This is a genomic window from Mycobacterium sp. AZCC_0083 (genome assembly GCF_014202335.1).
GTDB lineage: Bacteria > Actinomycetota > Actinomycetes > Mycobacteriales > Mycobacteriaceae > Mycobacterium.
The window spans coordinates 12,864-26,610 of sequence record NZ_JACHGP010000029.1 but is presented as its reverse complement, the minus strand read 5'-3'; the positions used below and the strand labels follow the sequence as shown (position 1 = coordinate 26,610).

The window sequence follows — 13,747 nt, the reverse complement described above, 5'->3', positions numbered from 1 at the left end:
TCCTTAGTTCAACGGTCCGGTGCTGACGACCGCGCGAATCTCGGTCTGAACGTGTCGTTCGACGCCCGGCTTGCACGTCCCGCCGTCGGGCTCCCCCCACACCACAGTCAACTCACCGCCGTCGCGGGCATGCTCCTCGTCGATCACTCCGATCGAGGCGAAGCTGCCAATGTTGACGGTGTAGGAGCTGTAAGTGGACCGGCCGACCTGTTCCCCGCCTGCCAACACCGTGTCGTTTTGGCTCACTGCGTAGTCGCTGAACGGCTGACTCATGTACTTCGTGCGGCCCTCGCCCGGCTTCTTGAAGAGACTGTCGGCCAGTACCCGTGCACAGTCGTCAGGATTCCACCGCAGCCACACCTTGTTCGCATGTGGTTGCTCGGCGAGCTCCTTTAGGGCGTCGCGGCCAATGAAGTCGTGGTCGAAGTGAATCAGTCGGCCGTAGCCGATATCCCAAGGTGTGACGTAATAGTCTTCGATGCTGGCCAGGACCTGGCTACCGGCCAACGCGAAATTCGCCTCCAGCGTCATCGGCCCGAGGGACTCGCGGTATCCCTTCATCGCGTCACCGGTGTATATCGACGGGACCGGGAACGGGATCCACCCCGTTTCCAGCGCGGTCGTGGGGTAGGCCAGACCCCCGCCCTGCCGAAGCCCAAACTCTGCGCCAGCCTCGACCAGGGCCGCCCACACCGCAGGGCCCTGATCCAGCGGGCCGATCATCTCCAATCCGGTGTGCTCCATACCCGGCTGGCCGACCATCGTGTGGTTGAGTGCGCGGACGGGTACACCGGCGATCGTGAATTCACCCATGTTGAAGAACATGATCGCCGGCAGTGTTGAGTCGCAAGCTGTTTCGACCACTCGCAGAGCGTTTGGACCCTGGATCTGAAACCGAAAGATCCTGCGCGGGTTGGGATTGATCACGGACGCAAGATCGAACGACACATCGACGTCGTAGTCGCCCGTCTGGGCACGGTATGCGACCCAGTTGCCGGATACGCCGGTACCCACCAGCGAGTACTCGTCGTCCTCGAGCCCAAACAGGATTCCGTCACCGACGATGTATCCGTCTTCGTTGACACCGACGAACTGCTTGGCCTTGTTGCGACCGAAGTTGGTGAAATTGTTAACCGCCGTCTCGGAGAATAGTTTCTTGACGTCCGGACCCTTGAAGTACACGTCGGTCATGTGTGTGGACTGATCGAACAGGACAGCGGTGGTGGCCCAGGCCTGCTGCTCGTCTCGCCAGTTGGAATACTCGGGCTTGTATGGGAATGCGAAGTTGCCCATCGGGGCATTGCGCAGCATTCCAACGACGTCACCACCTGCCTGCTGAATCAATTGCTCAAGATTCTGTACGCTCATCGTCGCTACTCCTTGTTGGCGCTGATAGTGAAATGCGGTGTCAGCATTGGTGTATCGCGTGGCCTGCCTATCCGGCTTCACCCGCGTGCACTCGGCCCAGGATCCGGGCCAGCGCGTCATGTAGCGCCGCGCGTGGGTCGGCGGGCATCGTCATCGATCGCCAGGCGATGTGTTTATCCGGGCGCACCAGCAGCGCACCGCTTTCGTCGACCTGGCGCACCTTGGCCCAGTCGTAGTACAGGTCGGTAACGGCTCGCCCGGGCCCGATGACCACGGCGACGACGGCGACACCCATTTCGGCGGAGACCTTAGCCGCCGCGTCCTCCCAGTCCTCCCCCGCAATGCCGGTGATGAGGGTGAACTGCGAGTACGGGGCGATATCCATGGTGGCCAGCTTGGTGATGTGATCGCCGACCCAGGCGTGGGGTACATGCGAGCCGGGCACCGTTGATTGCTCGTAATACAGTTCGGCGTCTCGGCTCGGCGGCGGCAGCGCGCAACCATCGGAGACGACAGCATCGGACTCGTAGAACTGGCCCATGTCGTGGCCGTGGGTGTTGAACTCAAAGTTCTTGAAGTCCATCGCGTCCACCAGTGCGACCCTGCGACGTAGACCTTCGGCCGTGTTGTCCTTGCGCACGTCGATCTGATGTGCCATCTCCGCGACGTCAGTTGCATCGGTCAGACCGAGCGCGGCGTAGAACTTTCCCCAGTCTCGCGGAGACTGATTGGCACGCTTGACAATTTGTCGTGCGATCGGAGCCCGCTCGACGCTGTATGTCTCGAGCAACGACGGTGCGGCTTGACCTCGCAACACCGCGGCGATCTTCCACACCAGGTTGTGGCAGTCCTGAACCGAGGTGTTTGCGCCCAGCGCATTGCCGGGAGGGTGACGGTGGATGGCGTCTCCGACACAGAACACACGGCCGGATTGCAAATGGGTGGCCCACATCTCGTTGATGCCCCACAGCGAAACGCCCAAAATCTCGACGTCAACATCGGGGTCACCCATGAGATTTCGCGCAATCTGGGCCGCGGCGGTGTCATCCATCAGCGGCGGCTCGTCGCTGTTGTCGTATCCCCAGTTGATGAGCCATTCGTTCCACGGCCTAACCATCCGGATCACTCCTGCGCCGACACCGCCCACGTTGGAGCCCGGCTGAATCACGAAATACAGCGCCGCGGGTCGGTGTGCACACAGGTGGGCGAGGTCGGCTTTGAACATGATGCTCATCGAGCCGTGTACGTCCATTTGACCCTCGAAGGGCACGCCGATATCCGTGGCAACTTGGGAGCGAGCGCCATCGGCGCCAATCACATATTTGGCCCGAATGTTGTAGCGATGTCCGGTCAGCCGATCGCGGACCTGGACGGTGACCCCGTCAGAATCCTGCTCCAGTGACAGGTATTCGGTGAAGAAGCGTGTATGCGTTCCGCGTGCCGTCGCATTGCGCACCAGAATCGGCTCGAGATAGTTCTGCGGCAGATCCAGGCTCAAGCAAGGTGATGCGCGCTGGTAGTCGGCCTCCCGGTCGGGATGGGTACCCCAGGCGTGTATGCGGCCGATTTCCTCGCCGGCCAGCGAGGTACACACCACGGAGTCGCCGACCAGCTCATGACCGGCAGCGTCATGATGAATCTGATCCTCGATACCCATGTCGCGGAAGACCTCGAGGGCGCGTTGATTGATCAGGTGTGCGCGCGGCGTGTCCGCGGTCCACCGATGCTTGGTGATCATGACGTTCGGCACGCCGAGCGTCGACAGCATCAGCGCCGCCGTCGCACCGGCTGGACCTGATCCGATGATTAGTACGTCGGTCTCGACGTTCATCGGTTCTGCAGCCTCGCGGGGCTCGGGATGTTGATCGACAACCGGGGGCATGTCCGGCCTCTCCGCACCGATGCGGCATCGGCGCGCTCGCGCATCGCGTCTCGAGGGGTTGACGCGTGCGGAGTGAGCAGGTGGGGTCTTTCTGTCCGATTTGGGCCACGATGGCCGTTTCGGCGGGTCCGCCACTGGTCTTCGACCCGCTCGCGAGTGAGTCGGATAGCCCACGCTGCCGCATTACCCGGTGCGCACACGATCCAGCTGGAGCCGTCTAATGGCTGTGGTCGTGCGCGCACTCGTGCGCCTCGCCGTCGACGGCGTCGTCCTCGGTCGGCGGAAAGAAGACGACGTAAGGTTCCCTGTTCAAATCCAGCCGCAAACTCTGATACATGATGAATGTGTGGTTGACCGCGAACGTGTCGACACCGCCCAGCCTCGGCCGCCACTTCTCAATTACGGGTTGCGCCGCTTCTGCGCTCGCGGCGTCATACATCGTCTTGAAGTAAACGTAGATGTTCTCCTTGCCGACCAGGTCGCGCGACAGGTCGCGCTTTACCTCTGTCAACTCCAGCGCATGCTGCGCGGCGTCGCGGATGTCATGCATGTACTCGCGCTGCGTGAGCACGTCTTCGCGCGTACCCAAGCGGTTCAGATGGCCGGTGATCATTGTTTCGAAGTCGAATGCCAGGGTGTGGTCGTGATGTTCCATGAAGCCCGGGACATGCTTGGACATTGCAATATTGGCGAACGGAACCCAGCCCGGGTAGATGACGTCGACCAACATGAGAATCTTGTGTTGCGGCATGTAAATGAAGCTGTTGCCAGGCGCGTGATTGTTTCCCTTGTAGACCAGCTCGAGCACCTGGCCACCGACTTCCAGCCGGTGCGCATCCTTGAAGGTGACGTCGGGTGGACGCCGCGCAGGGTCACCCAGTTCGTCGAGCAGCGTGTACGTCTCTTGCTGGCCGATCCGGATGGCGTCGTCAGGAAACTGATTGGTCGTCCCGATGTGATCACCGTGATAGTGGGAGTAAATGACGTGGGTGATCGGCTTGTCCGTGACATCACGGATGGCCCGCGTCACCAGTGGGCCGAGGGTCGGCGGCGCGTCGATGGCAATGACCTCGTTGTCACCGACGACGAACGCGCACTGATAGCCGCCTTCGGTCACCCAGTACACACCGCCCTTGATTTCCTCCACGAGGTAGCCGCTCGAAGGCACCTTCGGGCCGAAGGCTCCCGGTGGTACCGCCGGAACGTCAATTGGCGTACTCGGTTGTTGCTGTGCCATATCGGCTCCTGAACTCATTCGACGAAGAACTCACACCGGATCACGCGGGAAATCCCGCAGACACACGACGATAACCGTAACTTGCTGGCGCAAGCAAGTGTTGATTCGTATGGTAGTGCCTTCACGAAGCCCGTGGCACGTTTTTAGCCAGTTGGTTTGGAGGATGTGTGCGCTAGGTGTGTTGCCGGGGCCGGGCTCTAGATGCCGATGTCGGCAACGGTTGCAACTGCGTCGAGGTGCCCATCGACTGTTCGCAGACACCAACACCCCCTCCGATTCCAGATGACGCGAATCTTCTTGCAAAGCCTGAGTTATTGCTTGCACGCGCACGCAACTATCTGCTAGTTTGCACATCAAGCCTGGTAGGCGTGCCACTGCACCGGTTCCCAGGAAGGCACGGAGGCTGGTCCCGCGGTTCGGGGACCCGCGCCACACACCCGCCCGTCCTGGCAGGGGACCACGGGTGGCGTGACGGCGCTAACCTACGCGCCACCCACCCATCTCGAGCTGGCCACCCGCCCGCTCGTAAGACATCCAGATTGTCAACTCAATTGGTGAACTGAAAACGAAACTCAAGGAGAAGGCGTGAACATCGCGTTATGGACGGTTGCAGGCATCCTCGCGTTTTCTTTCTTCGCGGCGGGCTTGATGAAGCTCGTGCGGAACAAGCAGCAGCTCGTCGATGCCGGTATGCCGTGGGTCGGCGACGCCAGCCCAGGCTTCGTCAAATCAATTGGCGTGTTGGAAATACTGGCCGCGATCGGCCTGATCGTGCCCGCCCTAACCGGCATAGCGCCAGTTTTCGTGCCGTTGGCCGCGGTCGGGTTGGTGTTGGTGATGGCGGGAGCCGCCGTCCTACATGCGCGGCGTAAGGAGATGCCGAATATCTTCATCGCGCTGATTATCTTGGCCTTCGCCGCATTCGTGGCGTGGGGCCGCTTCGGTCCCTACTCTCTTTCCGCCTAGGCGCGGTTCACTGTTACGTCAGTCGGAAGGCCCGTAGTGCGTGCGGTGGCCGCGGAGATAACTCAACCAGAGAGAGGCATTCCGACGGAAGACGAAGAGCCCCAACGCCCTATCGAGGCGTCGCTGGCACACGCATTGGCCTGGGGTGCACCGACCTGGATCCTCGATCAGGACGGCCCTCCGCCCGCGCCCGACATGCGGGCCGCCCGCAGAACGTCGATGATCCGCCGCATCCGCAGCTGGATCAGACGCCGCGGACACTAGGCACGCGAGCCGTGATGGGCGGCGCCGACCGGCCCACTTCATTCGACACATCCACGCGGCAACAGGGCCTAGCGAAAACGGCGCGAAGACCATCCAAATTCTCGATCTGACCCTATATGTCAGAGATTGATCATGTTTTCGGCGAAGCCGTGGAAGCACTCCTCCAGTGCTCCGGACAGCGTCGGACGGGTGCGCACGTACCGGGTGAACTCGTTCACCGTGAGGTCCCGCTTTTGCGCCAGTGTCAGCTCGGGTAGCAGTCGGAGACGTCGTATCCGGTCAGGTGCAGTGGTCATAGGACGCCGGCGATCGTGCTCACATAGAACGCATGCGCGTAGATACCCATCGATCGTGCAAGCACCGCGCTGCCACGTGAGCCCCGATGGTGCCTATGAACCAACCAGGGTCACCCCGGCATTTGAGCACCGCGGTGGCGGTCACATCAGCCACTCACCGGGACCGTGTTGAGATGAGACTGCGAATCCCGTTCGGTACTCAGCAGTCCGGAGACGGTGTAGTAGCGCTGCCCGGCCACCAGAAGTTCCTCGGCCGGGAACTTGGTGATCACCTCGCAACCGTCCTTGGTGACAACGAGTTCCTCTTCGATCCGTGCCGCACCCCATCCGTCGCTGGCGGGCCAGTACGTCTCGAGCGCGAAAACCATGCCCTCCTCCAGGGTTTCGGGGTGCTCGAGGGAGACCAGCCGCGAGAAGACGGGCTTCTCCCAGATCGACAAGCCCACCCCATGTCCGAACTGCAGCGCGAAGGCAGCTTCCTCGTCGGGGAAGCCGAATTCTTGGGCGGTTGGCCAGACGGACACGATGTCAGCCGTGGTCGCTCCAGGCCGAACGAGCCGTATCGCCTCGTCCATGTACTCGCGGCACCGGGTGTAGGCGTCGCGCTGGGCCGAGGAGGCACTACCCACCGCGAACGTGCGGTAATAGCAGGTGCGATAGCCGTTGTAGCTGTGCAGAATGTCGAAGAACGCGGGGTCTCCCGGACGAACGATGCGGTCGGAGAACACATGCGGGTGTGGGGCACAACGCTCTCCGGAGATCGCGTTAACACCCTCGACGAACTCCGACCCGAGGTCGTAGAGCGTCTTGGCCACTACGCCCACGCACTCGTTCTCCCGCACCCCGGGCCGCAGGAACTCGTAGAGGTTCTCGTAGGCGGCATCGACCATCGAGCAGGCGTGCGTGAGCAATCGGATCTCGTCGGTGGTCTTGATCCGGCGCGCTTCGAGGAATACCTGCTGGCCGTCGACTACGGTGATGCCCGCCGCCTGCAGTGCGGCCAACACGGGGAGCTCGATGACGTCCACGCCCAACGGTTCGCCGGCGAGACCGTAGAGGTCCAGCTCCCGCTTGATCTTGCTGGCGACGTTCTCACCCATGCCCACCAACGGATTGATGGCGCCGCGCAGCGTGGAGATGCCGGCGCGGGCGCCGCTGGGGTTGCGTGCGTCGGCGCCGTGATGCGCTGCGTGCGGATCTCCGTCAGAGTGCGCATTGGAGTAGTCCAGCCACGGGTTGTACAGCTGATGGTGCTTGGCCGCCGACCCGAAGTCCCAGACGATCGGTTCGCCGCCGCGCACTAGCAGCGCGAACCGGATCATCTTGTCCACGGCCCAGGTGCCGATGTGGGTTGCGGTCATGTACCGGATGTTGCTGAAATCGAACGCGAGCACCGCGCCGAGCTCGGAGCGCTCCAGCTGTTCGCGCAGCCGGGCGAGCCGTTGGGTGCGCAGCCGATCCATGTCGATGCGCGTCTCCCAATCAACGGTGTTGGGACCAAACGTCGGAATCCCCATCAGAGCGTTCCTTTCGTCCTGACCGACCGGTCGAGGCAGCCGTGGCCATCCTGAATGTGTTAATTAATACTTAACACTGGATCGGCCCGCTGCGTCAACCGCTTCGTTCGGGACGGTCATCCGACTCGCTCGAAATCCAGCCGGGAAACGCCGGCGCCGACTGTGCGTCCAGCGATGGGCTGACGCTGCGGCCGACGACGTGCCACAACCCACGGGCCGGCTCGGTGCCTTCGTTGACGTAGGCGTGTGGAATCGCTGAATCGAAGCTGACCGACGAGCCGGCCTCGATTACGAAGGTGTCGAATCCCAAATGCACGGTTAGGCGCCCGGACAGGAGGAAGCCGTACTCCCGCCCGGCATGACTCATCGATCCACCGCCGGATGACGAGCTGCTCCCCGGCGGATAGGTGACCAACAGCGCATCCACCATTGGGTCAGGGCCTGGGGTGAGGCGTTCCCACGTAACCCCGGTATCCATCACGAGGGTGGCGCGGTCGTCGGCGGTGACCACCGGGTTTACGGGCCTATTGCCGCGGGAAGGGGTCCCGCTCAGCAGCTCGTCCAGCGATAACGACAAGGTCGATACCAGCGCGTACAGGGTCGCGACCGACGGTTGTGCTCGCCCGTTCTCGATTTGGCTCAACATGCTTGCCGAGATTCCGACCCGACGGCTCACCTCGCGGAGGCTCAGCTTCGCCGCCACCCTGGCGGCGCGCAACCGTGCGCAGGCGTCGGGGTCCACGTCGTCAGTCCTTCCTCGGTCCGCGCAGGTGACGCGATCCGATCCCTCGTATGTTGATTGTTACTGAACGTGTCCACGGCCGGCAGCGCCTCGCCGAATCAGCCGATGTTCGTCTGTCCCTCCCAGTCGTTGTGGAAGGTGAATCCGTCGCTGGCCGGCGGAAGGGGTGACTGGACCTCCACCCAGCACAATGGCGTCTCGCTGATCGGGGCAAACCCGTGCGACGCCCCGACCGGTGCGAAGATCAAGTCCCCCACAGCCGCCCGGTCGGTTTCCCCGTCGCAGAAGCTCTGTGTCTCACCGGAGATGAGGTAGTAGATCTCCTCGAACGGGTGGAAGTGCTCCTTGGCGGTCTTGGCGACGACCCCGTCAGGGTTGGGTTTGAACTGCACGATGAACATCGCATGGTGGCGCGCACCGAGCAATTCGTCGACCATCATGCGGATCTGCACGTTCTGCACGTTTGCCCCGTGGTAGCCGGGCATGGATATGGACCCCGGTGGCGCCATGTCGGACTGATCGAAATGACCTGCGAACGGCTTGGCCGGGTCGAGTTCGTCGACCGGCTGGCCGTCGACCGGGACCGCGATCTCAGGTGCACCGAACACACCCCAGTTGCCGCGGCCGCCGATCGGGCGGGGCTGCGGGGCGTGCACCCGGAGTACCCGCGCGGGTCCGTTCGACGGGTTCCTCCAGGCATGCCCGGCACCGAACGGCACAAGTCCGAAATCGTGCGGCTTCAACACGTAGCGCTTGTCTGCGATCGCGACAATCGGGTTGCCCTCGATGACGAAGAACGACTCCTCAAACGGGTGACGATGGCCCGACACCTGCGCACCGGGCGCGAACTCGACGAGCGCGACCGAGAGGTTGACCGCGTCGTGCTCGGGTGAGAGGAACGGCGCGACGCGTACCCCCTGCCCCGGCTCGCTGGGGTGCTCGACGAACAGGCGGTCGCGGCCCCGATAGATGCTCAACGCCCGGGGCGCACGGGGGCTCTCGGTTGATTCGGTCATGTTTTCACCTTGACTTATCCCACCCCTGTTAATCAATACTGAACATGGAGCGGGTATTGCCGATCCAACCGAACCGCTCCGGGTGACCGTGCCAACGACGCGCGCGGAAGCCCGGATACGAGGAGAAGGAGGCGGTCGTGAAAGTCAGCGTGCTGGGGCTTGGCCAAATGGGAACAGCGATCGCCGAACGGCTCATCGATGCAGGCCATTCGGTGAGCGTATGGAATCGCAGCGCAGGCAAGGCGGCCGACCTTGTCCAGCGAGGAGCCACCGAAATCACGTCGGTGCACGATGCGTGGGAGGCAGATGTCTGTATCACCATGCTGGCGGACTCGGCAGCCCTCACCGAGGTGGCGCTGGGCAAGGGCGGCCTCGCAGTCGCTGACAGCGGCCGGGGCAAGTTCCTCATCGACATGAGCACCGTGTCGCCGGAGTCCTCAAGTCAGGTCGCCAACGCCGCGGAAGTCAACGGCATCAAGTACCTTCGCGCCCCCGTCAGCGGCAACCCCGGCGTGGTGCGAGCCGGGAACCTCACCGTGGTGGTGTCGGGCGATCAGACCGACTGCGTGGCCATTGAACCTCTACTGAGGGATATCGGTCCCCACGTCTTTCGCGCCGGCGACGGTGAATCGGCCCGAGTCGTGAAGCTGGCGCTGAACCTGATGATCGCCGGCACAGCGCAATTGCTGGCCGAGAGTCTCGTGCTTGCCGAAGCACACGGCGTTGACCGAGCCAAGATGCTGCAGATCATCGCTGCCTCCGCGGTGGGCTCGCCCTTCGTCAAGTACAAGACCGGCCCATTGTTGGCCGACGACTACACGTCGACCTTCAGCACCCGCCTTATGCGAAAGGACCTCGACCTGATCCTGGGGGCGGCAGCCGCCAGCGGCGTCCCCTTGCCGGTCACCGCGAACGTGCAGCAATTGCTGCAGGCATGTGTGTCGACGGGGCTGGGCGACCTCGACTTCATGTCACTGCTCATCCGGCTCAAACGTGAAGCGGGCCAAACCGTTTAGTCGTCATCGCGACAAGCGGCGGCCGCACTGTGCGCGAGACCGCGAACCGATCACCCCTACGGAAGGAATGAACATGTCGTTGGTACCACTGCTCGCTGGCAGTGAGTTTGATGAGGTCGACCAGGGTGTCCTAGCCGCCGGAGAGAAGGCGTACGGCAAGGTGCTCAACACGTGGGCGGCGATCGGCAACAGTCCGGGTCTGTTCGCCGTGTACCTGCCGTTCCTGCGACAGGTCAACGGAGCCGGCCTGTTGGAGACTCGCGTCAAGGAGCTGACCGCACTGCGCGTTGCCGTGCTGAACCACTGTCGGTATACGACGAGTCACCGTTATACGGCCGCGTCGGCGAACGGGGCGACCGACACCGACCTCGCCGCCGTGGCCCGAGGCGATTACAGCGGGTTCACGGCCCGCGAGCGGATCGCGCTCCAGTTGGCCGATGAGATGACGACGGAATTGCCCGTGTGCACTCGTGAGCAGAGTCCGACGGGCATATCAGCACAGCTGCGGTCCGCCGCGAAGGAGCAGTTCGATGCTCGAGAACTGGTCGAGCTCACAATGAGCATCAGCGTGTGGAATGCGTTGTCGCGCTTTCACCGAGTGATGGAGTTCGACCTCGACATGCCCGAGCCGCCACCGGCGGTGGAATCATTGATCTAAGCCAGGGTCGCACACGCAGGCTGTCATTTCGGCACCTATGCGGGACTGGAGTTCGCAACACGCTCAAATGTTCATGTCGCGAACGCACAAGGTACCGTCGTGAGATGGCCGGGACCGCCTGGGCGCTAGTGAGGTTCGCGCAATGGCGCTAACGCGCGAACAGATGGCAGCACGAGTCGCGGTCGAACTGCGCGGCGCGCAGTACGTGAACCTCGGAATCGGCATGCCTACCCTGATTCCGAGTTACCTCCCTCCCGACGTGCAGGTTGTGCACTCAGAAAACGGTGTCCTCGGCGTCGGCCCGTACCCCACCGAACGCGAAGTCGACCCCGAACTGATCAATGCCGGCAAGGAACTCATCACCATGGTCGCCGGCGGAAGCTGCTTCGACTCCGCAGAGTCGTTCGGGATGATCCGCGGCGGTCACGTGGACGCAGCCGTCCTCGGCGCGATGCAGGTCAGTCAATGCGGCGACCTCGCCAACTGGATGATCCCCGGCAAGATGGTCAAAGGGATGGGCGGGGCAATGGACCTCGTGCACGGCGTCCGACGAGTAATCGTGATGACCGAGCATGTGTCGAGGGACGGTCAACCAAAGATCGTTGAAGAGTGCACATTGCCGCTCACGGGCGTGGCGTGCGTCAACACGATCGTCACTGACATGGCCGTCTTCGAAGTCTGTCAGGACGGACTCTTCCTCATCGAAGCAGCCCCAGGGGTGACCATCGAAGAGCTTCGCGCGATCACTGCGGCGCCTTTCGCCGTCGGATGACGTTCGCGACCGGCCTGTTCGACAGCCTCCGACGCATTTCGGAGTCGCGGCGCGTTTTGTAAATCGGCGCCGCACAGAACGCTGCGGCGGTGCGGCTCACGTACGCAAGCGAGCGGTAGTGCCCGCGGTCGGGATGGTGTCCCGACCGCGGGCGACAACCCAATACCGCGGTGGTGCAGGACTACCGAAGGACGAGCCCACCGTCGGTGACCAACGTCTGCCCAGTGAGCGCGGCCGCACCGTCGGAAGCCAGGAAGGCCACTGCGGCCGCCGTGTCATCCGGAGTCAGCCGGCGCTTCAGGGCTTGCCGGTCAACGACCGCGTCGAACTGGGCATCGGTGTTGATCGTGCGAGAGCCCACCGTATCGGTTAGACCCGGAGCCACCGCAGTCACGGAGATGCCGTCCGAGCCGAGCGCACGCGCCAGTGATCGCACGATCCCGACCACGGCGCCCTTGCTGGCGATGTAGGGCAACAACGCCGGAGTCGGTGGGTCCCAAAACGTGTCCGAAACGATGAACACGATTCGACCGAACCCACGCTGCGCCATACCAGGAGTGAACGCCTGGACCAGCCACAGCGGTGACTCGACGTTGACGGCTTGGACGCGCCTCCACGTTGCGGCGTCGATGTCGGCCAAGTTCAGCGCGTCGAAGGCTGCTGCGGCGTGAACGAACACGTCGCAGCGGCCGTACCGGTCGAGCAACTCGACCGCACCGGTTCGCGTCGACTCCTCGTCACTGAGGTCAACCGAGATCTCGGCGTTGCGGTCGATCACCACGACACGGTGACCGCTGGCCTCCAAGGCCGCAACGATCGCCCCACCGATGGCACCGGCCCCGCCGGTGACCGCGGCGACCCGCTGGGCACCCGTACCTCCGGCGGCAACAGTCATGGCTTCAGCACCACCTTGCCGGTGGTCACCCCCGATTCCAGAAGGCGATGTGCTTCGGCGGCGTCGGCCAACGGCAACAAGTGCACGGCGGGCGTGCGGAGCTCACCCGTCGCGATCCACCCAACCAGCTTCTGCAGGGAGGCGATCGCTACCTCGATGCGGTGCTCGAACCAGATGCCGAGGTTGAACCCGGTCAGGATCTGGCTGGGGGCGGGGTCGTACAGCAGCGGGACGAGCTTGGCGGTGTCGAGTCCCTCCACGGATCCCGTCACGGCGCCGTAGGAAATCAGCGTGCCGAACGGAGCCAGGATGCTCAAGGTCTCTCCCAGGTGGCTTGGCCCGTTCATCTCCAATGCGACGTCGACGCCACGCCCCCCGGTCAGCTCGAGCACGCCGTCAGTCCACCCGGACGCCCGGTACTCGACCGCCTCGTCGGCACCCAATGCAAGTGCGATGTCACGCTTCTCGGGCGTACCCGCGCCCGCGATGACCTTGCCGGCGCCGAGCAGCTTGGCGATCTGGACGGCGTAGCTGCCGACCCCGCCTGCGGCTGCGGGGATGAACACCGTCTCGCCACCGGAGATGCGCGCGATGTCGTTGAGCATCACCGTCGCGGCCAGGCCGGATACGACGATGCCTGCAGCCGCGTCGGCGTCCACACCCGGCGGGATGGGGATGAGGCTCTGGGCGTACGCGAGTGCGTACTCCGCGTAGCCGCCCGAGGCATCGGCCCCGACGGTTCCGAAGACTGGCGTCCCGACGGGAAGGTCGACGCCCTCGCCAACGGCGGCGACGGTGCCCGCCACCTCGGCTCCTGGCACGAATGGAACCGGTGTCGGAACCGGGTAGACGTCGCCACGGCGGCGCATCAGGTCGGAGAAGTTGACCGCGGCTGCGTCGACTTTGATCAGGACCTCTCCCGGACCCGGATTGGGGTCGGGTAGCTCGACGAGCTGCAGCACCTCGGGCCCACCTTGCTCGGTCATCTGAATGGCTTTCATGGTCACTCCTTCGTTGTCCAGACGACCGAGTTCCCCCCGCCGCCATTTACCTGTTCAGGACAACTAACTATGCATTTCGGCCACTTATTCCGTTCCCACGATCTACCTCGTCGACTT

At 63.4% G+C, this 13,747-nt stretch carries 12 protein-coding genes and 1 pseudogene; 4 read left to right on the top strand and 9 right to left on the bottom strand.

Annotated features, from left to right (window positions below; genetic code table 11):
- Nucleotides 1-3 precede the first annotated feature (3 nt).
- From HNP02_RS40540 to HNP02_RS40530, 3 genes are all read right to left on the bottom strand, one after another.
- A complete protein-coding gene (locus HNP02_RS40540) occupies nt 4-1,368 on the bottom strand; it encodes an aminomethyl transferase family protein (protein ID WP_184446428.1) in 1,365 nt (454 codons plus the stop codon).
- 67 nt (nt 1,369-1,435) lie between these two features.
- Complete coding sequence (locus tag HNP02_RS40535; RefSeq protein WP_255507503.1) at nt 1,436-3,250, bottom strand: FAD-dependent monooxygenase; 1,815 nt, start codon at nt 3,248-3,250, stop codon at nt 1,436-1,438.
- Between the two features lie 217 nt (nt 3,251-3,467).
- The gene (locus HNP02_RS40530; protein WP_184446426.1) at nt 3,468-4,505 is read right to left on the bottom strand and encodes an MBL fold metallo-hydrolase; all 1,038 of its coding nucleotides are present in this window, start codon (nt 4,503-4,505) and stop codon (nt 3,468-3,470) included.
- A 567-nt stretch (nt 4,506-5,072) separates the two neighbouring features.
- Here HNP02_RS40530 and HNP02_RS40525 point away from each other — a divergent pair.
- Nucleotides 5,073-5,453, top strand: coding sequence for a DoxX family protein (locus HNP02_RS40525; protein ID WP_184446424.1), 381 nt, complete (start codon nt 5,073-5,075; stop codon nt 5,451-5,453).
- 383 nt (nt 5,454-5,836) lie between these two features.
- Here the strand turns inward: HNP02_RS40525 and HNP02_RS40520 are convergent.
- The 4 genes and pseudogenes from HNP02_RS40520 to HNP02_RS40505 form a co-directional block, all read right to left on the bottom strand.
- Nucleotides 5,837-6,003: pseudogene (locus HNP02_RS40520) on the bottom strand (dihydrolipoyl dehydrogenase); the annotation flags it as partial.
- Between the two features lie 156 nt (nt 6,004-6,159).
- Nucleotides 6,160-7,530, bottom strand: coding sequence for a Xaa-Pro peptidase family protein (locus HNP02_RS40515; RefSeq protein ID WP_184446422.1), 1,371 nt, complete (start codon nt 7,528-7,530; stop codon nt 6,160-6,162).
- Between the two features lie 94 nt (nt 7,531-7,624).
- Nucleotides 7,625-8,272 (bottom strand): helix-turn-helix domain-containing protein, encoded by a 648-nt coding sequence (locus tag HNP02_RS40510; RefSeq protein WP_221318587.1) that lies wholly within the window; start codon nt 8,270-8,272, stop codon nt 7,625-7,627.
- Between the two features lie 98 nt (nt 8,273-8,370).
- Nucleotides 8,371-9,288, bottom strand: a complete 918-nt coding sequence (locus HNP02_RS40505; protein WP_184446421.1) for a cupin domain-containing protein — start codon at nt 9,286-9,288, stop codon at nt 8,371-8,373.
- Between the two features lie 137 nt (nt 9,289-9,425).
- On the opposite strand from HNP02_RS40505, the gene HNP02_RS43940 reads away from it, so the two are divergent.
- The 3 genes from HNP02_RS43940 (at nt 9,426) to HNP02_RS40490 (ending at nt 11,734) form a co-directional block, all read left to right on the top strand.
- Nucleotides 9,426-10,304 (top strand): NAD(P)-dependent oxidoreductase, encoded by an 879-nt coding sequence (locus tag HNP02_RS43940; protein ID WP_184446419.1) that lies wholly within the window; start codon nt 9,426-9,428, stop codon nt 10,302-10,304.
- A gap of 73 nt (nt 10,305-10,377) precedes the next feature.
- The gene (locus HNP02_RS40495) at nt 10,378-10,962 is read left to right on the top strand and encodes a carboxymuconolactone decarboxylase family protein (RefSeq protein WP_184446417.1); all 585 of its coding nucleotides are present in this window, start codon (nt 10,378-10,380) and stop codon (nt 10,960-10,962) included.
- A 142-nt stretch (nt 10,963-11,104) separates the two neighbouring features.
- Entirely contained in the window at nt 11,105-11,734 is a 630-nt protein-coding gene (locus HNP02_RS40490; protein ID WP_184446415.1) for a 3-oxoacid CoA-transferase subunit B, read from the top strand.
- A 181-nt stretch (nt 11,735-11,915) separates the two neighbouring features.
- Here the strand turns inward: HNP02_RS40490 and HNP02_RS40485 are convergent, their stop codons facing one another.
- Entirely contained in the window at nt 11,916-12,629 is a 714-nt protein-coding gene (locus tag HNP02_RS40485; RefSeq protein ID WP_184446413.1) for an SDR family NAD(P)-dependent oxidoreductase, read from the bottom strand.
- Complete coding sequence (locus tag HNP02_RS40480; RefSeq protein WP_184446411.1) at nt 12,626-13,630, bottom strand: zinc-binding dehydrogenase; 1,005 nt, start codon at nt 13,628-13,630, stop codon at nt 12,626-12,628. Before HNP02_RS40480 ends, HNP02_RS40485 begins: the two co-directional genes overlap by 4 nt.
- Nucleotides 13,631-13,747: the final 117 nt, after the last annotated feature.

Excerpts from the sequence above, each read along its gene's own strand:
- HNP02_RS40540 (WP_184446428.1), bottom strand. The coding sequence starts at position 1,368 with ATGAGCGTACAGAATCTTGAGCAATTGATTCAGCAGGCAGGTGGTGAC.
- HNP02_RS40535 (WP_255507503.1), bottom strand. The coding sequence starts at position 3,250 with ATGCCCCCGGTTGTCGATCAACATCCCGAGCCCCGCGAGGCTGCAGAA.
- HNP02_RS40530 (WP_184446426.1), bottom strand. The coding sequence starts at position 4,505 with ATGAGTTCAGGAGCCGATATGGCACAGCAACAACCGAGTACGCCAATT.
- HNP02_RS40515 (WP_184446422.1), bottom strand. The coding sequence starts at position 7,530 with ATGGGGATTCCGACGTTTGGTCCCAACACCGTTGATTGGGAGACGCGC.
- HNP02_RS40505 (WP_184446421.1), bottom strand. The coding sequence starts at position 9,288 with ATGACCGAATCAACCGAGAGCCCCCGTGCGCCCCGGGCGTTGAGCATC.
- HNP02_RS40495 (WP_184446417.1), top strand. The coding sequence starts at position 10,378 with ATGTCGTTGGTACCACTGCTCGCTGGCAGTGAGTTTGATGAGGTCGAC.
- HNP02_RS40490 (WP_184446415.1), top strand. The coding sequence starts at position 11,105 with ATGGCGCTAACGCGCGAACAGATGGCAGCACGAGTCGCGGTCGAACTG.
- HNP02_RS40485 (WP_184446413.1), bottom strand. The coding sequence starts at position 12,629 with ATGACTGTTGCCGCCGGAGGTACGGGTGCCCAGCGGGTCGCCGCGGTC.
- HNP02_RS40480 (WP_184446411.1), bottom strand. The coding sequence starts at position 13,630 with ATGAAAGCCATTCAGATGACCGAGCAAGGTGGGCCCGAGGTGCTGCAG.